The organism is Nocardia sp. 852002-51101_SCH5132738 (genome assembly GCF_001665695.1).
In the GTDB taxonomy this organism is placed as follows: Bacteria; Actinomycetota; Actinomycetes; order Mycobacteriales; family Mycobacteriaceae; genus Nocardia; species Nocardia nova.
Genome location: NZ_LZML01000157.1, coordinates 50,237 through 70,487 on the forward strand (window position 1 = coordinate 50,237; position 20,251 = coordinate 70,487).

The following is a 20,251-nucleotide window of genomic DNA, read 5'->3' on the forward strand; positions in this document are numbered from 1 at the left end:
CTGGCCGACACCGCCCGGCACGGGCTCAAGGTCGTCATCGTCGGCGGTTTCGGCGTCGGTAAAACCACCATGGTCCGCGCGGTCAGCGAGATCCGCCCGCTCGACACCGAGGCGACGATGACCTCGCTGGGCATCGGCATCGACGATCCCACCGGCGCACCGGCCAAATCCACCACCACGGTCGCCTTCGACTTCGGCCGCATCACCATCGACGCGGAACACGTCCTGTATCTGTTCGGCGCACCGGGGCAGGAGCGCTTCTGGTTTCTGTGGGACCGGTTGTTCACCGGCGCGCTGGGCGCGATCGTGCTGGTCGACCCGCGCCGGATCACCGACTCCTGGTACGCCATCGACCGGCTCGAACATCAGCAGACCCCGTTCGTGGTGGCGTGCAACATCTTCGGGCCTGCCGGCCACGACGACACTCAACTGCGTGCCGCCCTGGATCTGGATCCGCACGTGCCACTGGTGGAATGCGATGCGCGCTCGCGGGATTCGGGCAAGCGGGTGCTGATCGCCCTCGTCGAACATCTGCACGCCGCCGGCCTGCGGGCCGCCGCCCGGGGAGCGGCCCGATGAACGCGCCGCAGGCCGGTCTCAGCGCCGATGGTTGCCCGGTCTCGCCCGCCGATCCGATGCCGTTGAGCGGCCCGCGTTTCCACACCGACCCGCACGAGTTGTACCGGGAGATGCGGCGGGCCCACGGCCCGGTGGTCTCGGTGGAACTGCCCGGCGGAATTCCGGCCTGGCTGGTGATCGGTTATCGCGAAGTTCACCAGGTCACCAGCGATGCGGAACTGTTCCCGCGCGATGTGGCGCGCTGGAATCAGTGGCCGAACATCCCCGAGGACTGGCCGCTGCTGCCGATGGTCGGCCGCCCGATGCCGTCGATCTACTTCACCGCCGGGGCCGAGCATCTGCGGCATCTGGCCATGGTCGAGCCCGCGCTCGAACAGGTCGACCCGTTCGGATTGCGCAGGGCCTGTGAGGATCTGGCCGATCAGCTGATCGACCGCTTCTGCGGGCGCGGCACCGCCGACCTGATCGCGGAATTCGCCGAACCACTGCCGGTGCTGGCGCTGGCCTGGGTGATCGGATTCCCCGACGATCAGGGTGCGGATCTGGCCTGGACCATGAAGACCCTCGCCGACGGTGGCGCCGAGGCGCAGGCGGCCTACGGCCGATTCGCCGAACATATGCAGCGACTCGTCGCGATGAAGAAGTCGCGCCCGGGCAACGATCTCACCTCGCGGATGCTGCACTCGCCCGAACGGTTCAGCGACGAGGAATACGCGCTCGATCTGATGGCCGTCACGGCCGCGGGCCAGCTGCCGACCAGCGACTGGCTCGGAAATTCGGTGCGGCTGATGCTCACCGACGATCGCTTCGCGGCCGCCCTCGGCGGTGGCCGCCACAGCATCGGGCAGGCGATGAACGAGGTGCTGTGGGAGGACACCCCCACCCAGATCCTGGCCGGGCGCTGGGCCTCGCGCGACACCCGGCTGGCCGGCAAGACCATCCGGCGCGGCGATATGCTGCTGCTCGGCCTAGCGGGCGCGAACGCCGATCCGCATGTGCGCCAAGATCTTTCCGATTCCCTCGCACCCGCGCACAGCGGCAACAGCGCGCATTTCGCGTTCAGTTACGGCGAATACCGCTGCCCCTTCCCGGCCCAGCAGATCGCGGAGATCATCGCGCGCACCGGGATCGAAGTGCTGCTGGATCGGCTGCCGGATCTCGACCTCGCCGTCGCCGCCACCGAACTGACTCGCCGGCCGTCGCCGTTCCTGCGCGGAATGACGTCGCTGCCGGTCACCTTCACACCCGTTCGTACCGTGGGAGGTACCCCGTGAATGCCAGTTGCCCGCATGCCGCACCGCTCGTGATCGATCCGATGGTCGGCGACCTCGGCGGTGAGACCGCCCGATTACGCGATGCCGGACAGCTGACCCGGATCGAACTGCTGGGGGTGCCGGCCTGGACCGTCACCGGCCACACCCTGGCCCGGCAGTTGCTCATCGACCCGCGGCTGGTCAAGGACATCAACTCCTGGTCGCTGTGGCGCGACGGCGTGGTCACCCGGCAGTGGCCGCTGATCGGCATGATCGACGTCGGGGTCTCGATGTTCACCGTCGACGGCCCCGAGCACCGCCGCCTGCGCATCAAGACCACCCAGGCGCTGACCGCGCGCCGCCTGACCTCCCTGCGCCCGTTCATCGAATCGACCGTCGCCGCACTGCTGGACGATCTGGCCGCCGCCGGCGACGGCACGGCCGACCTGAAATCGGTCTTCGCCTATCCGCTGCCGATGCGCGTGATCAGCGAGCTCATGGGCGTCGACCACGCCGATCATCCGATGCTGCTCGACTGGTACAAGGCGTTCTTCTCCCTGCTGACCCCGCAGGACGAGCGGCTCGCGGTGATCGAGCGGATGGGCGAGTATTTCACCGAGATGGTGCGCAAGAAGTCCGCCGACCCGGCCGACGACCTGACCAGCGCGCTGATTCTGGCCACCGACGGTGGCGAACCGCTCAGCGAGGCCGAGGTGGTCGGCAATCTGCAGGCGCTGGTCGCCGCCGGGCACGAGACCACGGTGTCGTTGATCCTCACCACCGTGCGCGCCCTGCTCACCCATCCGGAGCAGTTCGAGCTGGTGCGCTCGGGGCAGATCGATTGGGAGACAGCGATCGAGGAGACGCTGCGCTGGGACGGCCCGGTGACACATCTGCTCATGCGGTTCGCGACCGAGGACATCACCGTCGGCGACACCGTCATCGAACGCGGCGAGGGGGTGGTGATGTCGTATCGGGCCATCGGCCGCGACACCACGGTGCACGGCGCCGACGCCGACGCATTCGACATCACCCGGCCGACGGCCAAGCGCCACATCAGTTTCGGTCACGGACCGCACATCTGCCCGGGTGCCGCGCTCGCCCGGCTGGAAGCGTCGATCGCACTGCCCGCGCTGTTCGAACGGTTCCCGCAGCTGTCGTTGGCCGTACCGGTGGAGGAGATTCACAACCTTCCCGTGCTGACGCAGAACGATTTGGCCCAGTTCCCGGTCCGGCTCGGCGACTGAGTTCCGCGCGCGACACCAGGGCCGCGCTACCGAAATTTTCGGTAGCGGATTGCTATCGTCGATGACCGGCCCAGTCGTGCGCGAAAACTCAACCGAGAAGGGGCGTGATGTTCGGGCAGCTGCGATCGCGCAAACCCGTCGTGCCCGTCCGAACCCTGATTGCCGTTGCGGCAGTGGGGATTTCCGCGACCGCCACCGCCCTCTTCGGTGGCCTACCGCACTCCGCCGCCCCCGGCCTCGTCGGCCGCGAGGACCAGTGGACCGCCGTGCACGACGGCCCTCAGCAATATCCGGACGTCCATCTGGACTCCGATGTGCCGATCCGGATGAGCGACGGGATCGTGCTGAAGGCCGACGTGTACCGGCCGGTCGACGCCTCCGGCGCGGTGGTCGCCCAGCCGCTGCCGACCATCGTCAATCTCACGCCCTACACCAAGCTGATGACCGATCTGGTCGGCTCGGCGGTGGAGAATCCCGCACTGCAGCCCCTGGTCATGTCCCTGGTCCGGCAGATCAACCTCTCCGGCACCCCGATCAGCAGCTTCGGCGATCTGCTGCACGCCCTCGACGGCGGCACCGTGCCGACCGTCCTCGGCCTGGACCGCAATCTGATTCGCAGCGGCTACACGCTGGTGGTCGCCGATGTGCGCGGCACCGGACAGTCCCAGGGCAATTGGGAGACCCTGGGCGCGCGGGAACAGCTCGATACCCGCGAGGTGATCGATTGGGCTGCGGCACAACCGTTCTCGAACGGCAAGGTGGCGATGAGCGGCGGCTCGTACGCGGCCATCAATCAACTGCGAGCGGCGGAGGACGCCCCGGCGGCGCTGCGCGCCATCTTCCCGGTGGTGCCCGGCAGCGATCTCATGCGTGACGTGGTGGCGCCGGGCGGCGGCGTCGGCACCACCTTCCTGCCGATGTGGCTCCAAACGGTCAATCAGCTCAAGCTGATCCCCGATCTGAAGGCGATCCTCAACGGAACCTTCGACTGGAAATGGCTCAGCGCCCGGGTGGCGGATCCGGCCACCAATGTGGACCTACTCGCTCAGGCCCTGTTGACGCCGTCGATGGACGATATGCCGCCCGCCCTCTCGGACGCACTGGACTCCGGTAGCGATTTCCGCCAGGCCCTCACCGGACATCCGGAACGAGTTACCGTGCCCACCTTCGTCTACGGCGGCTGGCACGACATCTTCGCCAACAGCGCCACCAAGATCTACCAGGCCATCCCGCTGCCGGCCGGGCGGAAACAACTCGTGGTCGGCGACACCTATCACGCCAATCCCGGTGCCGGCACCGGCGTACCCGGCGCCCCGCCGCGGCTCGAGGTGTTGCAGCGAGCGTGGTTCGACAAGTGGCTCAAGGACATCGACAACGGTATCGACAGCTACGGCCCCATCGTGCTGAAGGAGCAGGGCGGCGGCTGGGTGACGCTGCCGCAGTATCCGCAGCCTGGAGCCGACCACCGCCGGGTCTACCTGACCGCCGGGCCCAGCGGCACCACCGATGCGGCGGTGCACGACGGGTCGTTGAGCGCACAGCCGCCGGCCGAGGTCGCCACACTCACCGTGGCGCCGGGACTGGCGACCCTCTGCTCCCGGGACGCGGCCCAAGGTTCGGCCGGTTCCGCGGCGATGCTCGATGCCTGCGCCAAGGACTCCCGGGTCGCCGAACACGACGCGCTGACCTTCACCAGCGCCCCGGTCTCCGCGCCGACCGCCATCTCCGGGCCCATCGACATCCACCTCGAGACCGTGCAGGACGCCACCGACGGATTCTGGAGCGCCACCGTCAACGACGTCGCGCCCGACGGCACCTCCACCGCACTGACCACCGGACAGCTCACCGTCTCCATGCGCGCCGTCGACGATGCCCGCAGCAGCCGATCCGCCAACGGCGACTACACGATTCCGTTCCATCTGCTCACCGCCGCGGCGCGGCAGCCGGTGACACCCGGTGAACCCGTGGGCCTCGACATCGCGGTGATCCCGACCCAGGCTCGGCTGCAGATCGGGCATCGGCTGCGGATCGACCTGTTCGCGGCCAATGCGCCCAAGGCCATGCCGTTCCGCCCGATGCTCAACGATTCCGAGCTCAAGCCCCAGCATCTGCGCCTGGATCCGAACGCACCGAGTTACGTCAATCTGCCCACCGATCGGCCCATCGGCTGAATTACCCAGTGTCCGAACAGTTTTCGCGCCGCACCCGAGTTTCGGTACCGCCCGCCGGTTAACGTCGCGCAGTCGACGGTCGATAATGACCGCGAGAAGCCGGTGCGCACCGACGTCGCACCGCTCGGCGGGGGAGGTGCGGCTGATGTCCGGAGAACAACCACAGGGCGCTGCGGGTCCGGTGGAATTCGCGACCGTGGGCCTGGGTTGGGACCCCGCCCGCGGCCGGCGCTGGTTCGGCGCCCGCCGCACCGCGATCGACCTCAACGCGGCCGCCGTCCTGCTGGCCGGCGACGACCCGGTGGAGGTGGTGTATCACCAGCACCTGATCTCCGCCGACGGTGCGGTGCGACTGCTCGGCGACAGCGTCAACGGCGAGGACGAGGGCGACGACGAGATCATCACCCTCGACCTGACCCGGGTGCGCCCCGAGATCACCGGCGTCGTCGTGGTCGTCACCTGCTACAGCGGCCAGACCTTCGCCGAGGTCGAGAACGCGCGCTGCCGCGTCACCGCCGGTGACGGCACCGTGCTCGCCGATCGCGACCTCGGCGCGGGCGGCGATACCGGCATGGTGGTGGGAGTTTTCCGCCGCGGGCGCCACGGCTGGGAATTCCGCGAGATCGCCGCCGGAATCGCCGCCGCACATCCCGTCGAAGCGCTACCCCACCTCGCCGGCCTGCTGCGCTGACGCGCTCAGTGGACCTGTCGCTCCGAATCGCCCCAATACTGTTTGCGCAGTTCGCGTTTGAGGATCTTGCCCGCACCGGAGACCGGCAGGGCGTCGACCAGCTCGATGGTGCGCGGGGTCTTGTAGCCGGCGATCGATTGCTTGGCGTGGTCGCGGATCTCCTCGACCGTGACCGTGGCGCCGGGATGGCACACGATCACCGCGTGCACCCGCTCGCCCCATTCCTCGTCCGGGACACCGATCACCGCACACGCGGCCACCGACGGATGTCCTGATACGGCGTTCTCCACCTCGGCGGAGTACACGTTCTCGCCACCGCTGACGATCATGTCCTTCATCCGGTCGACGATGTAGACGTACCCCTCGTCGTCCATGTAGCCGCCGTCGCCGGTGTGCATCCAACCGCCCCGCAGCGCCGCCGCGGTCTCCTCGGGCCGGTTCCAGTAACCGAGCATGACATGCCCGCCGCGGACCAGGATCTCGCCGACCGTGCCGCGCGGCACCTCGTTGTCCTCGGCATCGGCGACGCGCACCTCGGCATGCGGGGCCGCGCGGCCCGCCGAACGCAATCGGCCGGCCAGGTGGTCCTCGGGGCCGAGAAGTGTTGCCACGGGCGACAATTCGGTCATTCCGTAGGCCTGGGCGAAGCGCGCCTGCGGGAACGCCCGCATGGCACGCTCGAGCACGGCCTGCGCGATCGGCGAGGCCCCGTAGACGATGCCGCGCACACTGGACAGATCGAAGTCGCGCACCCGCGGGTGGTCGACGATCATCTGGATCATCACCGGTACCAGCAGCGTATCCGTAACCTGGTGATCGGCAATCGCTTTCATCACCGCGACCGGATCGAAGGCCGGAACCATCACCTGGGCGCCACCCATCATGATCTGGGTGACACAGCCGGCCAGATCGGCGAGGTGGAACATCGGGGCGGCGTGCAGATAGCGAGCGCCGGGTTGCGCCAGATATCCGGTGGACAGACTGCCCAGCCCCGAGATCTGCAGTCCGGCGTGGCTGAGCACCACACCCTTGGGGTGACCGGTGGTCCCGCCGGTATAGAAGATTCCGGCCGGTGCGTCACCGCCGCGGCGAACATCCTCGACGGGGTCCGCGCCCGCGATCAGTTCCTCGTACGACAGCATGCCGTCGGGCGCGGGACCGTCACCGCAGTGGATCACGGCGCGCAGCACCGGCGCGGCCGCCCGCAGCGCGGGCACCATCGCGGCGAAGGTGTCGTCGACCAGCAGGACCGCCGTCTCGGAATCCTCCAGCGAATAAGCGATTTCCGCCGGACTCCAGCGAATGTTGACCGGATTGAGCGCTGCCCCGGCCCACGGCACGGCCAGCACGTACTCCAGATACCGATCACTGTTGAGCGCCAGAATCGCGACCCGATCACCCTCGCCCACACCCAGCTGCCGCAACGCCGCGGCGAGCCGCGCGACCCGGTCGGCGCCCTCGGCGAAGGTGCGAACACGATCGCCGCAGATCGACATGACCCCGTCGGGGTTCTGCTGAACGGCCCGGTGCAGGCCCTGAGTGAGATACATGCGCGTCTCTGCTTTCTGCCTTCGCTTCGCTCCGGCGGGGTCTCGGCCTCTTGGCCTCGATTTTTCCCTCCTCCGCTCAGTCGCTGCGCTCCCTCGCTCCGTCAGTCCAAAATCGAGGCGGCCGAGCCCCACGGAGGAACTCCGATGAGTGTCGTACGCCACAGGCTGGGCAGCCATGGATTTCGCGTCGAAGTTCGGGGGCTGGGATTTGTTGGTTTCTCCAAAGTCGCGTCGTATTCTCGGGCCTGTCATGACTGAGTCGTCCGAGTCCTCGAGTGCCCCGCGGCAACGCTTGCTGGCGCGGATGCGGGCCGAGCGCGACGCCCTCGCCGCCCGCATCGTCGACCGGGCCCGCGCCGAGATTCCGGATTACCGCACGATCGATGCGGCCGATCTGCTGCCGACGACGATGGCGATCATGGACCGGCTGTTCGCCTCCCTCGCCGGTACGGCCGATGTCGAATCGTCCGAAGGCACCCGGCTGACCGATTACGGCCGGATCCGCGCCACGCAGGCGGTGTCCATGGAGGCGCTGCTACGCGCCTGGCGCCTGGCCGAACGCCTGCATCTGGAGACGCTGAGCGCGGTGGCGGCCGAATGTGGCGCCGACGACGCGGTGCTGTTCGAGATCACCCGTGATCTGCTCGAATTGGTCGACGATGCGACGGCCTCGTTCTCCGACGCCCACCACGAGGTCGAGCGCACCCGGTCCGGTCACGACCGCATCCAGCGCGCGGAATTCACGCGGGCCGTGCTGGCGGGCACGATTTCGGCCACCGAGCTGACATTGGGCATTCAGCGCTACGGCCTGCGCGCCGACGCCGACTATCGCGCCTTCCGCGCCCGCGCCGACGCGGCGCCGCCGACCGAATTCGACCGTCTGCTGCGACCCCAGGGCGCGGATTACGCCTTCCGCACCGTGATCGACGGCGACTATGCCGGGTTCACCGATCGCACGATCCACATTCCGGGAGCGGCACTGCTGGCGTTCGGACCACCGCGCCCGCTCGCCGAGGCCCCGCGGTCGTTTCGGCTGGCGGGCCGCGCCCTGGCCACGGCGGCCGCGCTCGGCCATACCGGGACCTGTGAATTCGACAGTCTCGGCCTGCTTCCGGGCGTCGCCGCCGATCCCGAACTCGGCGCCGAACTCGTGCGTCGCTATCTCGCGCCGCTGGGCAGCGGCGGCTCGGCCGCGACGCTGATCGACACCGTGACGGCGTATCTCGATACCGGCATGCGCATCGAGGCGACCGCACAGCGACTGATCGTGCATCCCAATACGGTCCGCTATCGCATCGGCCGTTTCGAGGAGCTGACCGGGTGCGATCTGCGCCGGGCGCACACGGGTGCGCAGGTGTGGTGGGCGATTCAATACGACCGTCTGGTACGGCCTGGCGCAACGAATTTCGCGTCTGCGAATTAGTGAAGTTTCCCCCGAAATGCCGTGCGGTTGCTCCGGGGTGGCTTAGGCTCTGACTGCCTCGATAGCTCGGGGCTTGCAGAGCGGGTCGCCATGCCCACAGTGTCCCGCTGTCGCAACATCAGGTCAGGTGGGGGCTGCGTCCCCGACAGCCCCCATCGCCCCTGAACAACACCGTAGTGTGAAACATCGATAAATCGAGGGACAGTATGCGCGGATTCCACGCCCCGTCGCCCGCCGAACGATTGCTGGCCGAGATCTACGAGGCCGGATACACCTCCGTCGATGACTTCATCGATCGACTACGGTTTCGCCCGCGCCACGCCGCGCCGGAACCGGCCCGTCACGCCGCGGTGATCGACCCGTTCACCGACACCATCGAGCTGCAACTCGACATCCCCGATGCGGCGGATTCCCTTGCGGGCATGACACATTGGTATCCGGAGTTCGATGCGGACGTCGAGGTCGACCCCAGCGCCGACACCACGGAATTCCCTGCGGTGCAGCGCATCTGGGTCGTCCCGGAACGCCACGCGAGCTGACCGGTCGCACCGGCCCGGCCCGCCGCTACATCTGCGGTAGCGAATCTCCCTGCACCAGTTCGATATCCAGCTCGATCTTCACGGTGGTGCCCACCGCGGCCACACCGGCGCGCACGACGGCGTTGTAGTCGATCGCGAAATCGTTGCGGTGCAAATGGGTCTCGGCATGGAATGCGGCGCGGACCCCGCCCCACGGGTCGGGTCCCGACCCGCCGTAGGTCAGGTCCAGCTCCACCGGGCGGCGCTGACCGTGCAACTCCAGTTCACCGGGCATCACCCAGGTGTCGGCGCCGGTGCGCCGCAATCCGGTTCCGGTGAATCCGATCAGCGGGTAGCTCTCGACATCGAGGAAGTCGGCCGAGCGCAGATGGTCGTCGCGCATCCCGATTCCGGTGTCGATGCTGGCCGCCTTGATCTCGGCGAAACCCGTTGTCTGCTCGAAGTTCCGGGCCACGTCCAGCCGGCCGCCGACCTCGGCGAACCGCGCCTTGATACTCGCGATACCGAGGTGGCGGGCGGTGGCCACGACCGTGGAATGCACCGGGTCGATGGTCCACGGGCCGGGTGCCGGCGTGCCGAGGGAGTTCGCCTCCGACTGCAACGCCACCGCACCCAATTGCCCGCTGCCGGAAGCCGATATCCGCGCGATCTGCGCCACCGGCTGATAACCGGGGGCGGTCACCACCGCGGTGTGCATACCGGCGGGCAGCGGCTCGGTCGCCGCGGCCCCGGTTTCGTCGGCCACCGCACGGGCGAGCTGACGACCGTTCAGATCGGTCACGGTCAGCAGCGCACCCGGCACCGGCCAGCCATCGGAATTGCGAACCTGTGCGGTCAAACCGCTCATGCCTGCGCCTCGCTGACGCTCGGCTCCGGCATGCGCGGGGCGCCCTGTGACATTGATTCGCTCGCAAGCTCGCTCATGACAGCTCCGTGTTCTGATCGACACCACTGGGCTCGACACCATTGTGCCGGACCCCGTTCCGTTCTCCGTTCGTCGCGGCACCGTTGGTGCCGGCGACTCCGGCGGGCCCGGCGGCCGGGCGCTCGCCCTCGTCACCGTCGTCGTAACCCAGCCGGACATCGTGCTCGACCTCGCCGCCGCCGACGGCGACCCGGCTGGTCACCGGCGGATATCCGCGCGCGACCACCGTGTACTCACCCTCGCTGAGGTCGGTCAGTACATACTGCCCGTTCTCGTCGGTGCGAGTGGTCCCGATCGGGGTTCCGGAGCGATCCAGCACCGTGACCTCCGCGTCCGGCACCGCACCGCCGTCGGCGAGCACGGTTCCGGTCAGCACTGCCATCGGCGAGAGCTCGATGTCGTGATGCAGCAGGCCACTGTCGGGCACGACCAGCGCGGTCGCGCTCGGGCGCATGTGTTCGGCCACCGCGACCAGGGTGTAGGTCCCCGAGACCACACCGTGGCAGAGGTAGTTGCCGGACTCGTCGGTGACGGCCGCGCCCACCACTTCACCACGCAGATCGGTGAGGGTGACGGTCGCACCGGCCAGCGGCTGACCCGTCACAGTGGTCCGGACCGTGCCCGACAGCTCGCCCGAACCCTGCAGGGTCAGGTCGAGGCGCTGAGTGCGGCCGTCGGCGGTGACATTGACCGCGGCGGGCTGGTGACCGTTCGCGGAGACGATCAGCACATAGTTGCCCGCGCCGGGCGGCTCGATCGAGTAGCGACCGCCGCTGTCGCCGGTCGAACGCGAAACCTGGTGTCCGCGTTGGTCGATCAGTGTCAGCGCGGCGCCCGCGACCGGTCGGCCGTCGGCCCGCTGCACCTGCCCGCCGATGGCGTGGCCGCTGCCGTGGGAGTTGACGACAGGAGTGTTTGTCATCGCCGAAACCTCCGCAATTCGATGTGATTCGTGCCCGTTGGCCGCGGCGTGCCGACCCGCCGCCGCGGCGGCGAGAACCGGTTCGGGCTCGGAGAGCGCCTGGGCGGCACCTTCCCACACCTGGTTCTCGGCCCATTCGGCTTCGGCCGTCTCGACCGGATCCTTCGGCGCCGGGGCGGGCGCCGAAGCATCCTGCAGCGGAATCTCTTTCATGAACATCATGACGATGCAGGCCAGCAGGGCCACGCCCGCCGCGGTGTAGAAGACGCCGTGCATCGAGTTGGTGAATCCGATCAGGATCGGGTCCTTGATCTGCTGCGGCAGCGCGCCGATTCCGGCGGTGTTGGCCTGCAACTGGTTCAGCTTGCCGGCGTCCAGTCCGGGCGGCAGGTGACCGCCGAAGGCATCGGTGATCTTGTGCGGCAACAGATTGAACAGAATCGTCAGGAAGACCGCGACACCCAGTGTGCCGCCGACCTGCCGGAAGAATGTCGCCGACGCCGTCGATACACCCATATCCGACCGCGGACCGGCATTCTGCGCCGCGATGATCAACGTCTGCATACAGCAGCCCAGGCCCAGACCGACCAGCGCGCCGATCGCGAGCACCTGCCACATCGCACTGTCGAAGTGCAACTGGGCGTAGAGCAGCGCGCCCACGGTCACCAGGAAGGTGCCGACCACCGGCAGGATCTTGTAGCGGCCGGTGCGCTTGACGACCTGACCGGAGATCATCGAGCCGATCATGATGCCCAGCACCAGCGGCAGCATCAGCAGACCCGCCTCGGTCGGCGAATAGCCGCGCACCACCTGCAGATACAGCGGCACCATGCTGATCGCGCCGAACATCGCAATACCGACGATGAAACCGCCGATCATCACCACCGAGAAAGTGGAGTTCTTGAACAGCCGCAGCGGAATCAGCGCGGAGTCCTTCATCAGGTACTCCACCCCGATGAACAGCACCAGGCCCACCGCGCCGACGGCGTAGCAGATCACCGAATTGCCGGAACCCCAGCCCCAGGTGCGGCCCTGTTCGGCCACGATCAGCAACGGCACCACACAGATCGCCAGCGCGATCGCACCCCACCAGTCGACATTCAACTTCTGCCGCTGATGCGGGACATTGAGCACCTTGGCCACGACCGCGAGGGCGACCACGCCGATCGGCACGTTCACCAGGAACACCCAGCGCCAGCCGTCGATCCCCCACAGGGTGTCGTAATCGGAGAACAGACCGCCGAGCACCGGGCCGAGCACGGTCGAAGTGCCGAAGACCATCATGAAATAGCCCTGGTAGCGGGCCCGTTCACGCGGCGGGACGATATCGCCCACGATGGTCATGGCCAGCGACATCAGGCCACCGGCGCCCAAACCCTGGAACGCCCGGAACGCCGCCAACTCGTACATCGACGTCGCGAACGTACACGCCGCCGACCCCACCACGAAAATACCGATCGCCAGCAAATAAAACGGCTTACGACCATAAATATCGGCCAACTTGCCGTACAACGGCGTCGAAATCGTCGCCGTGATCAAATACGCCGTCGTCGCCCACGCCTGCTGATCGAAACCATGCAAACTATTCGCGATCCGGACAATCGCCACACTCACAATATTCTGATCCAGCGCCGCCAAGAACATCCCCAGCAACAAACCGGACAAAATAGTCAAAATCTGGCGATGCGACAGAGACGGTCGCACGTCCGCCGGCGGCGCGACGGTCGGAGCGTTCGGCTGCGCCGGCGGAGCCTCACTGGTCGAAGTCGTCATGTGTATGTAAGCCCTAATTCGAATCGGCTGTTGCAGTGGATTTTTCGGCTGTGGATTCCTCGATGCCGCTGACGAGCAGCTCGAGGAGATCGGTCAATCTGGCCCGTTCGTCGGCGGGCCACTCGGCCATCACCTCGGCCAGCCAGCGGTTGCGGTTTCGACGGTTCTCCTCGAAGACCCGCACCCCCTCGGCGGTGGGCGCCAGCACGCAGGCCCGGCCGTCCACGGGGTCGGCCCGGCGTTCCACCAGGCCGTGTGCCACCAGCGATCGAGTCTGCCTGCTGATGGTCGATGTTTCGGTATGCAGGGTGTCCGCCAGCTTCCCCGTCCGCTGCGGACCGTCGTGGACCAGGCAGAACAGTACAGAATAGGCCGATCGCTCCAGACCGTCCGGACCGTACTTGGCTATGTGCGATTTGGTTCTGCCGATCGCCCGCATCAACCGGATCAGCTGGCCGCCGAGTCGATCGGCCACATCCTGTTCGGTGACGCCGGCGCTGTGTTCGATGCCGTGCTCGCCCGGGCCTACATGGTTACGCAAGCTACCGCCTTCGGCCCGCGTGCTCACACGGGGATCACGGGCATCGACGACCATGACCGAGCTTCCTTCTCCCCACGACGCATTTGATTAGCATGTACAACTAGTTGCTGAGGCCAACTATACATACGTTCGGAACCCACTCGCACGTACCCCGGCCCACACCCGGGAACGCCGGGCCGGACACGCCGAGCGCAATCCGGACATCCCGTGATTACCGATGGTTTGCTCGAACTGTCGCATTTCCGACTCTGATCGATCGGCAAGTCGACGCGGAAGGACCGAGCTGACCATGTCTGCGCCAATCGAGCCCGCCCGAATTCCGGCCCAGCCGACAAATCAGACCCCGAACACCGCGGATTCCGCAACGCATTTTCCGGCCGCCTTCGCAGCGCCGATCGACTCGGCAACCTCGCCGCCATCTTTCGACCCCACTCGGATCGCAGGCCAAATTGTGACCGAGACGACACCGGCGCCTCAGCTTCGCCGCGCCGCTCTCGCCGCATTCTGCGCGCTGTGGCTGGTCGGCGCGCCGGTGGCCCTCGCCGCGACGGCCGGCGCCGACTGCGGGCCCGCGTGCGCCGACACCTCCGGATCGGCATCCGGTTCGGCCTCGGGTTCGGCGGGATCCTCCGGTTCCGCCACCGCGGGTCTGCTGCTGGGCCTGCCGATGAAGACGGTCGCCCTGACGATCGTCCCGGCTCCGCAGTTCCCGTCGTTCGACAACGTGATCACGCACGAGAGCAGCTGGAATCCGTTCGCGGTCAATCCGGAATCGGGCGCCTACGGTCTCGGGCAGGCGTTGCCGCCGGAGCGGATGGCCTCGCACGGGGTGGACTGGATGGTCAACCCGGTGACCCAGATCCGCTGGACCTACGACTACATGGTCGAGCGGTACGGCAGCCCCGACGGAGCCTGGGCGTTCTGGCAGTCCCACCACTGGTACTAGCTCTCGATTGTCGCCGGACCACTTCAACTGTCACAATCGAAGGCAGGGTTGCGAGCACTCTGAATGCTGTAACCCGCGAGGTCATACCCCCCGCGGGTGTCGAATTGACGAAAGGCATCGGCATGTTCGTGCGAGTTTTCGCCCTGTCGTTCCTGGTTGCCGCGGCGTCTCTAGTCGTCGCGCTGCTGTACGGCGGGCCGGAGGCCGTGGTGCTGGTCGCGGCCCTCGGCGTTCTCGAGGTATCACTGTCGTTCGACAACGCGGTGGTCAATGCCAGTGTCCTGCAGCGGATGAGCGCGTTCTGGCAGCGCATCTTCCTGACCGTGGGCATGGTGATCGCGGTCTTCGGTATGCGCCTGGTGTTCCCACTGGTGGTGGTCGCGATCGGGGCGCATCTGGACCCGATCGAGGCGCTGCGGCTGGCGATGAACCCTCCCGCCGGCGGCGCGCCGTTCTTTCCGGACGGCCGGCCCAGTTACGAGACGCTGCTCAACGACGCCAATCCGAAGATCGCCGCCTTCGGCGGCATGTTCCTGCTGCTGCTGTTCCTGAACTACATCTGCACCCAGCGTGAGGTCACCTGGCTGAGCTGGCTGGAGCGACCGCTGGCGCGGATCGGGCGGTTCTCGATGTTCACGGTGGTGATCGCGCTGATCGCGCTGGTACTCACCGCCGGTGTGCTCGCCCCCAACAACAAGGCCGACGTCGTCATGGTCTCCGGCGCTCTGGGCATGGCCACCTACTTCCTCGTCGACGGTCTCGGCGCGCATTTCGAGAACGAGCAGCCCGGCCAAGGCCCCTCGCGCGCCGCCGTTCTGACCGGGCGCGCCGCCTTCTTCGGCTTCATCTATCTGGAAGTGCTGGACGCCTCGTTCTCCTTCGACGGCGTGATCGGCGCCTTCGCCATCAGTGCGGATCCGATCGTCATCGCCTTGGGACTGGGTCTGATCGGCGCGATGTTCGTCCGTTCGATCACCGTCTACCTGGTGCGGCGCGGCACCCTGGCCGAGTACATCTACCTCGAACACGGTGCGCACTGGGCGATCGGCGCGCTCGCGGCGATCCTGCTGGTCTCCACCGGCCACCATCTGAACGAGGTGGTCACCGGCCTGCTGGGAGTGGGGATCATCGCCGCGGCCTACCTCAGCAGCATCGTCCACAACCGGCGCCACCCGGCGCCCGCCGCCACCGAGACCGAGCTGGAGCATCTGTCCCTCGGCGGGGACGAACTGACGCTGCGCGGCGACACCGGCAAGCTGTCCAGCCTCGACGCCGGGTTCCCCATCGATCGGGTCAGGCTGCCCGGCGACGCGCTGCCGCCGCGGGACAAGCTGAATACCGAAGCGTTCTGACGACTACTGCGCGAGTTCGCTGTCGACCCCGGTCGTATTCTCGGAGCATGAGGTCGCGGCCGCTGACACTGATCCAGGACGAACTCGTCGACTACGACAAGGCCATGGAGCGCATGGCCGAACTGGTGGAACAGCGCCAGCGCGATGAACGACCGGATACGTTGTGGCTGCTGAGCCACCCGCAGGTCTATACGATCGGGCGCCGGACGCCGAGTGCGCATCTCCCTGACCCCGACCACGGGATTCCGGTGGTCGAGACCACCCGCGGCGGGCAGCTCACCTATCACGGCCCGGGACAGCTGGTCGGATATCTCGTGGTGAAACTCGGGGACGGCGAGGGCGTGGTGGACTACATACGCGAGGTCGAGCACCGCCTGGTCGCCGCACTCGACCGGCTGGGCATCCGGGCGCAACGCCGCGACACCCCGCCGGGTTCGGAGCTGCTCACCGGCGTGTGGACCGTCGAGACCGGCCGCAAGATCGTCTCCATCGGCATGCGGCAGAGCCGCGGCGTCACCAGTCACGGATTCGCGCTGAACGTCGACGGCGATCTGGAGCCGTGGCAGTGGGCCGTCGCCTGCGGACTGCCCGATGTGGATATGACGTCGGTGCGGCGCGAACAGCCGGGCGCGCGAATGGATCAGGTCCGGCCGATCGTGGCGGAGGCGTTCGCGGCCGTCTGAGCCTCCGGCAGCCCGGAGTCCGCCAGTCGCAGTATCGACGCGGTTACCGCCGCGCTGTAGGCCCGGCTGGCCGGGGCCGGTCGGCGCGCCGGATAGTTCGAGCGGTGGGTCACCACGACGCCGTTGCCCAGCACCACGGTCGCGTCGGTGACGGTCGCCGCGCAGTTGCCACCGGCCTTGGCGGTCAGGTCGACCACGACCGCACCGTCCCCGAGCGCGTCGAGTGCGGTCCGGTCGACCAGCAGCGGCGCCCGTTGTCCACGGCGCACCGCGGCGCAGAAGACCAGATCCGGTTTGTCCGCGCGGATCCGCTCCAGGACCCAGGCGGCGTCGACCTCACCGGACCAGTGAAAAACATTGGGGCCCTGCGCATCCAGGGCCTGCCGCAGTTCGGGCCGGCGCCCCAGCACCACCGGCGGTTCGGCCCCGCAGGCGGCTGCCGCCGCGACGGCGGACAGTCCCGCCTGGCCGCACCCCAGGATCAGTGAGCGGATCGGCCGGCGCACGGTGCGCGGCACCAGCCGCCGGCCCGCGAGATAGGCCACGCTGCCGGCGATCCGGCTCATCGCCGAGAGCGCGTCCAATTCACCGGACTCGCGCGAAAAGAGTTCGAACGCAATCGATTCCACACCCAATTCACGCAGTTCGGCGATCTGCGGGGCTCGCCGCAGCGGGTCCTGGAAGCCGATCAGTGTGAGGTCCGGCCGCCGCGACATCGTGCGCAGATCGTGGGTCGTCGGCTTTACCCACGCCAGCACATCGCAGGCCGCGACCACGGTGCCGGGATCTATTGCGACGGCAGCCCCCGCGGACCGGTAGGCCGCGTCGCCGAAGCCCGCCGCCCGCCCGGCATTCGCCTCCACGACGACCCGCATCCCCGCCGCGGTCAGGCATCGCACACCGTCCGGTGTCAGCGCCACCCGCCGTTCCCGGGCGGCGGTTTCGCGCAGCACGCCGACGATCACGCCGGTGGCTCCGCGAGACCGCGCCGACGCAGGATGTCGCGGTAGGTGGCACCACCGGCCAGGTCAGCGACGAGCCCGCCGAGCCGGTCGAACAGTTCGTCGATCAACTCCCTGGACTCGGTGCCGGGGCCGCGCCGGGGCGCGAGGACGTTGAGCCGCACACCCCGCCGCGGTGATCCGGTGCGGCCCAGCGCGACGCCGTCGATTCCCGCGCCGGCCAGCAGCAGATCCTCCAATGCGGCACTGTCGCCCACCCCAGCCGCGTCCAGGAGGGCGGAATCGGCGACCACGGACAGGAACATGCTGGCCCCGGAACCCAGCGGCCGCAGTGTGTTCGATCCGAATTCGGCATTGATCGCCGCGATCCGCTCCAAGGCGGTGTCGAACTGTTCGCGCACCAGCTTGCGGTTGTGCTCGAAATACGCGTCGGGCGTATGGTCCAGCACCGCGCGCACCAGATGCGTACTCTCACGCTGAAAAGCGATCGTGAGTCGCGCCCGGATACGCTCCAGCCACCGCGAGTCCCCGGAGCAGGCCGCGCCGAGCTTGCACGGGCCGAAGGCGTTGTAGCCCTTGGAATTACCGGTGACGGTCACCATCCGGTCGTACAGCCGGACCGGGCCCTGCGCGGTCGGCACCTCCAGCGCGGCGAGCGGAATGTGCCCGCCGACGATCCGGTCGAAGGCCATATCGCAGACCACCGGAACATCGGCGGCGACCAGAACCGCCGCCAGTTCGCGCAATTCGTCCGAGGAGTACCGCGTGACGACGGGATTGCCCGGCAGCGTGAGCAGCACGGCACAGACGGCGTCACCGTGCCGTTCCAGTTCGCGGGCCAGTGCCATCGGATCGATCCGGAACGAGTCGTCCGGCGTCGCCTCCGGAACTACCACTCGCACATCGAATTTCGCGATGTGGGTGGCGAAGTTCTTGTAGAAGCCCTCGGGACAGACGATCACGCCGCCGGGCCGCACGACCGTGGCGATCACCTCCTCGAGCATCAGCATGCTCGAATACGGGCAGACGACAACCTCTTCGGGACGGACCCGGACACCGGTCACTCCGTCGGCGGGGCGGTGCAGCCGGTCGAACAGGTGGGCGGCGGCCGACTCCCGCAACTCCAGCGGTTGCCGCTTGTCGTAGTCCGGCAGGCCGCGGCGCCGGATCCGATGGGGCGCCAGATCGTTCCACGCCCGCCGCAGGGCGCGCGCCGCCGCCGGATCGATCTCGAATCCGGTCTCGCCGTGATAAGCGTCCAGCACACCGTGGTACCGGCGACCGGATCGGCCGAGAAACGGCACGCTCTCCGGCAGCTGCCGGCGCAGTTCCTTCTTGCGCTCCTCCGAACGCAGAATCAGCGCGGCGGCGGCGCGCTCGGCATGCCGGGGGCCGGTCGTCACAGCCGCCCTGTTTCCAGCGGCGCCTGGCCCGGCGTCGGGATTTCGTTCCACGCTCGAACGAGCGTCTCGCGGAACAGCTCCCGTCCCTCGCCGTCACCCAGACGCTCGAATCGGGCCAGTCGGGGATCGGCCAGCAGATCGTTGACCACGATCGCCGAACCGATGCGCCGCAGGTCGTAGAGCTTCTCGAAGCGCCGGACCGCGAATGCCACATCATGTTTGAGCACCGAGAAACGCGTCGCGACCCGGGTCTGCCGCGAATAGTCGTATTCCCCTACGCAGACGTATCGGTCGTCGACGACGAGCATGCTCTGCGCGTTGCGCGCGTGCTCACGCTTGACCAGCACACTCTCGACACCGGAGCGCGCCTGCCACCACAACTTGTCGTCGTAGGGCCACACATCCTCGATGCGATCCAGAACGTACATGCGCCGCACCGTGACTCGCGGCTCGTGCACCGAATCGGCGAGGCGCACGATCGCGGCGTGGTAGTCGTCGCCGACGTCACCACCGATGGTGCCCAGGTCGGCGGTGTGTATCGCGCGAACGGACTGCTCGGCCTGCTCCAGAATGGTCAGCCAGTCGTTGACCGTATTCCACTCCCACACCGTCGCACTGCGCGAAGGTATCTGCGCCAGGAGCTCTTCCGCGCGTTCGAGCTGGCGGGCGGCGATGAGGCGCAGCGGCTCCACCTCCTCGCGCGCACCCCGGGCGTCGAGCACGGTCTGGGCGATCGTCAGCACCCGATCCACCACCGCGGGGTCCTTGCCGAGGAGCACGTTGAAACGCATCCGCAGGTCGTAATGCCCGCCGGGTTCGGACGAGCCGGCGACGCCGTCCATCGGAAGTTCCTGCCCCAGCGCAGAACTCAGACGTTCCCGCAGCGGCAGCGGCGGCACCCGGGTGCCGTTCTCGATCTGCTGCACGAGGCTGCGTGAACAGTCCGCCTGTTTGGCCAGCGCGGCCTGGGTGAGACCGGACTCGATACGGAGTCGGCGCACCAGTTCGCCGATCCGTTCGCCACCGTCTGGGTCAGATTGTGTCACGATGCGGAATTCTAATCACATGTGGCCCATTGCATCATCAGCTAAACATCAATTTTTCATTACTCCGATGAACGCACCTCGAACACCGCTCGTCGATAACTCGAATGCGCTGGGCCCGCCGCGGATTCTGCCACAAGGCGCCCGAACTGCTTCCGCGAAGCCAACTTTCACCCCTTCGTACCCACCACTGGTAATCAATGCGGATATTCTCAGGGCATATCTGATTCAAGATGGGCATTGAGGTC

The 20,251-nt window shown here is 67.7% G+C and carries 17 protein-coding genes; 10 read left to right on the forward strand and 7 right to left on the reverse strand.

Going from position 1 to position 20,251, the window contains the following annotated elements:
• The 5 genes from A5789_RS23845 (at position 1) to A5789_RS23865 (ending at position 5,941) form a co-directional block, all read left to right on the forward strand.
• Positions 1–579, forward strand: a complete 579-nt coding sequence (locus A5789_RS23845) for an ATP/GTP-binding protein (protein WP_255401793.1) — start codon at positions 1–3, stop codon at positions 577–579.
• On the forward strand, positions 576–1,853 hold the full coding sequence (locus A5789_RS23850) for a cytochrome P450 (RefSeq protein WP_064903014.1): 1,278 nt from the start codon (positions 576–578) through the stop codon (positions 1,851–1,853). Before A5789_RS23845 ends, A5789_RS23850 begins: the two co-directional genes overlap by 4 nt.
• A complete protein-coding gene (locus A5789_RS23855; RefSeq protein WP_030516039.1) occupies positions 1,850–3,079 on the forward strand; it encodes a cytochrome P450 in 1,230 nt (409 codons plus the stop codon). The genes A5789_RS23850 and A5789_RS23855 overlap by 4 nt, the downstream gene beginning before the upstream one ends.
• Positions 3,080–3,186: 107 nt before the next feature.
• Positions 3,187–5,250, forward strand: a complete 2,064-nt coding sequence (locus A5789_RS23860) for a CocE/NonD family hydrolase (RefSeq protein ID WP_064903016.1) — start codon at positions 3,187–3,189, stop codon at positions 5,248–5,250.
• 145 nt (positions 5,251–5,395) lie between these two features.
• Positions 5,396–5,941: a TerD family protein gene (locus A5789_RS23865; RefSeq protein WP_064903072.1), complete on the forward strand. Its 546-nt coding sequence runs from the start codon at positions 5,396–5,398 to the stop codon at positions 5,939–5,941.
• Between the two features lie 5 nt (positions 5,942–5,946).
• Here the strand turns inward: A5789_RS23865 and A5789_RS23870 are convergent, their stop codons facing one another.
• Entirely contained in the window at positions 5,947–7,491 is a 1,545-nt protein-coding gene (locus A5789_RS23870; protein WP_063012122.1) for a long-chain-fatty-acid--CoA ligase, read from the reverse strand.
• Positions 7,492–7,741: 250 nt separating this feature from the next.
• Between A5789_RS23870 and A5789_RS23875 the strand changes: the two genes are divergently transcribed.
• Together A5789_RS23875 and A5789_RS23880 are read left to right on the forward strand one after the other, a co-directional pair.
• Entirely contained in the window at positions 7,742–8,914 is a 1,173-nt protein-coding gene (locus A5789_RS23875) for a CdaR family transcriptional regulator (RefSeq protein WP_227462664.1), read from the forward strand.
• A gap of 206 nt (positions 8,915–9,120) precedes the next feature.
• Positions 9,121–9,453, forward strand: a complete 333-nt coding sequence (locus A5789_RS23880) for a hypothetical protein (RefSeq protein WP_063012126.1) — start codon at positions 9,121–9,123, stop codon at positions 9,451–9,453.
• 25 nt (positions 9,454–9,478) lie between these two features.
• Here A5789_RS23880 and A5789_RS23885 read toward each other — a convergent pair whose 3' ends face one another.
• From A5789_RS23885 to A5789_RS23895, 3 genes are all read right to left on the reverse strand, one after another.
• Positions 9,479–10,300 (reverse strand): YceI family protein, encoded by an 822-nt coding sequence (locus tag A5789_RS23885; RefSeq protein WP_030516045.1) that lies wholly within the window; start codon positions 10,298–10,300, stop codon positions 9,479–9,481.
• A gap of 73 nt (positions 10,301–10,373) precedes the next feature.
• The gene (locus tag A5789_RS23890) at positions 10,374–13,073 is read right to left on the reverse strand and encodes an MFS transporter (RefSeq protein ID WP_082940914.1); all 2,700 of its coding nucleotides are present in this window, start codon (positions 13,071–13,073) and stop codon (positions 10,374–10,376) included.
• Positions 13,074–13,086: 13 nt separating this feature from the next.
• Complete coding sequence (locus A5789_RS23895; protein WP_227462665.1) at positions 13,087–13,614, reverse strand: MarR family winged helix-turn-helix transcriptional regulator; 528 nt, start codon at positions 13,612–13,614, stop codon at positions 13,087–13,089.
• A 451-nt stretch (positions 13,615–14,065) separates the two neighbouring features.
• Between A5789_RS23895 and A5789_RS38045 the strand changes: the two genes are divergently transcribed.
• The 3 genes from A5789_RS38045 to lipB all read left to right on the forward strand — a co-directional run bounded on the left by A5789_RS38045 (position 14,066) and on the right by lipB (position 16,595).
• Entirely contained in the window at positions 14,066–14,560 is a 495-nt protein-coding gene (locus tag A5789_RS38045; RefSeq protein ID WP_227462666.1) for a transglycosylase SLT domain-containing protein, read from the forward strand.
• Positions 14,561–14,682: 122 nt separating this feature from the next.
• Positions 14,683–15,912 (forward strand): DUF475 domain-containing protein, encoded by a 1,230-nt coding sequence (locus A5789_RS23905; RefSeq protein ID WP_082940915.1) that lies wholly within the window; start codon positions 14,683–14,685, stop codon positions 15,910–15,912.
• Positions 15,913–15,959: 47 nt separating this feature from the next.
• Positions 15,960–16,595 carry a lipoyl(octanoyl) transferase LipB gene (gene lipB / locus A5789_RS23910; protein WP_064902185.1) on the forward strand — a complete coding sequence of 212 codons (636 nt, stop codon included), beginning with the start codon at positions 15,960–15,962 and terminating at the stop codon, positions 16,593–16,595.
• Here lipB and A5789_RS23915 read toward each other — a convergent pair.
• Genes A5789_RS23915 through A5789_RS23925 form a run of 3 tightly spaced genes read right to left on the reverse strand, consistent with a single transcriptional unit; the run spans position 16,553 to position 20,006 of the window.
• A complete protein-coding gene (locus tag A5789_RS23915) occupies positions 16,553–17,560 on the reverse strand; it encodes a hypothetical protein (RefSeq protein WP_064902184.1) in 1,008 nt (335 codons plus the stop codon). The genes lipB and A5789_RS23915 overlap by 43 nt on opposite strands.
• Positions 17,557–18,960, reverse strand: a complete 1,404-nt coding sequence (locus A5789_RS23920; protein WP_064902183.1) for a pyridoxal phosphate-dependent aminotransferase — start codon at positions 18,958–18,960, stop codon at positions 17,557–17,559. Before A5789_RS23920 ends, A5789_RS23915 begins: the two co-directional genes overlap by 4 nt.
• Positions 18,957–20,006, reverse strand: coding sequence for a helix-turn-helix transcriptional regulator (locus A5789_RS23925; protein WP_036524955.1), 1,050 nt, complete (start codon positions 20,004–20,006; stop codon positions 18,957–18,959). The genes A5789_RS23920 and A5789_RS23925 overlap by 4 nt, the downstream gene beginning before the upstream one ends.
• Positions 20,007–20,251 lie beyond the last annotated feature (245 nt).

Bases quoted from the DNA above. Each gene is read 5' to 3' on its own strand.
- A5789_RS23850 (WP_064903014.1), top strand. From the start codon at position 576: ATGAACGCGCCGCAGGCCGGTCTCAGCGCCGATGGTTGCCCGGTCTCG.
- A5789_RS23860 (WP_064903016.1), top strand. From the start codon at position 3,187: ATGTTCGGGCAGCTGCGATCGCGCAAACCCGTCGTGCCCGTCCGAACC.
- A5789_RS23865 (WP_064903072.1), top strand. From the start codon at position 5,396: ATGTCCGGAGAACAACCACAGGGCGCTGCGGGTCCGGTGGAATTCGCG.
- A5789_RS23870 (WP_063012122.1), bottom strand. From the start codon at position 7,491: ATGTATCTCACTCAGGGCCTGCACCGGGCCGTTCAGCAGAACCCCGAC.
- A5789_RS23875 (WP_227462664.1), top strand. From the start codon at position 7,742: ATGACTGAGTCGTCCGAGTCCTCGAGTGCCCCGCGGCAACGCTTGCTG.
- A5789_RS23880 (WP_063012126.1), top strand. From the start codon at position 9,121: ATGCGCGGATTCCACGCCCCGTCGCCCGCCGAACGATTGCTGGCCGAG.
- A5789_RS23885 (WP_030516045.1), bottom strand. From the start codon at position 10,300: ATGAGCGGTTTGACCGCACAGGTTCGCAATTCCGATGGCTGGCCGGTG.
- A5789_RS23890 (WP_082940914.1), bottom strand. From the start codon at position 13,073: ATGACGACTTCGACCAGTGAGGCTCCGCCGGCGCAGCCGAACGCTCCG.
- A5789_RS23905 (WP_082940915.1), top strand. From the start codon at position 14,683: ATGTTCGTGCGAGTTTTCGCCCTGTCGTTCCTGGTTGCCGCGGCGTCT.
- lipB (WP_064902185.1), top strand. From the start codon at position 15,960: ATGAGGTCGCGGCCGCTGACACTGATCCAGGACGAACTCGTCGACTAC.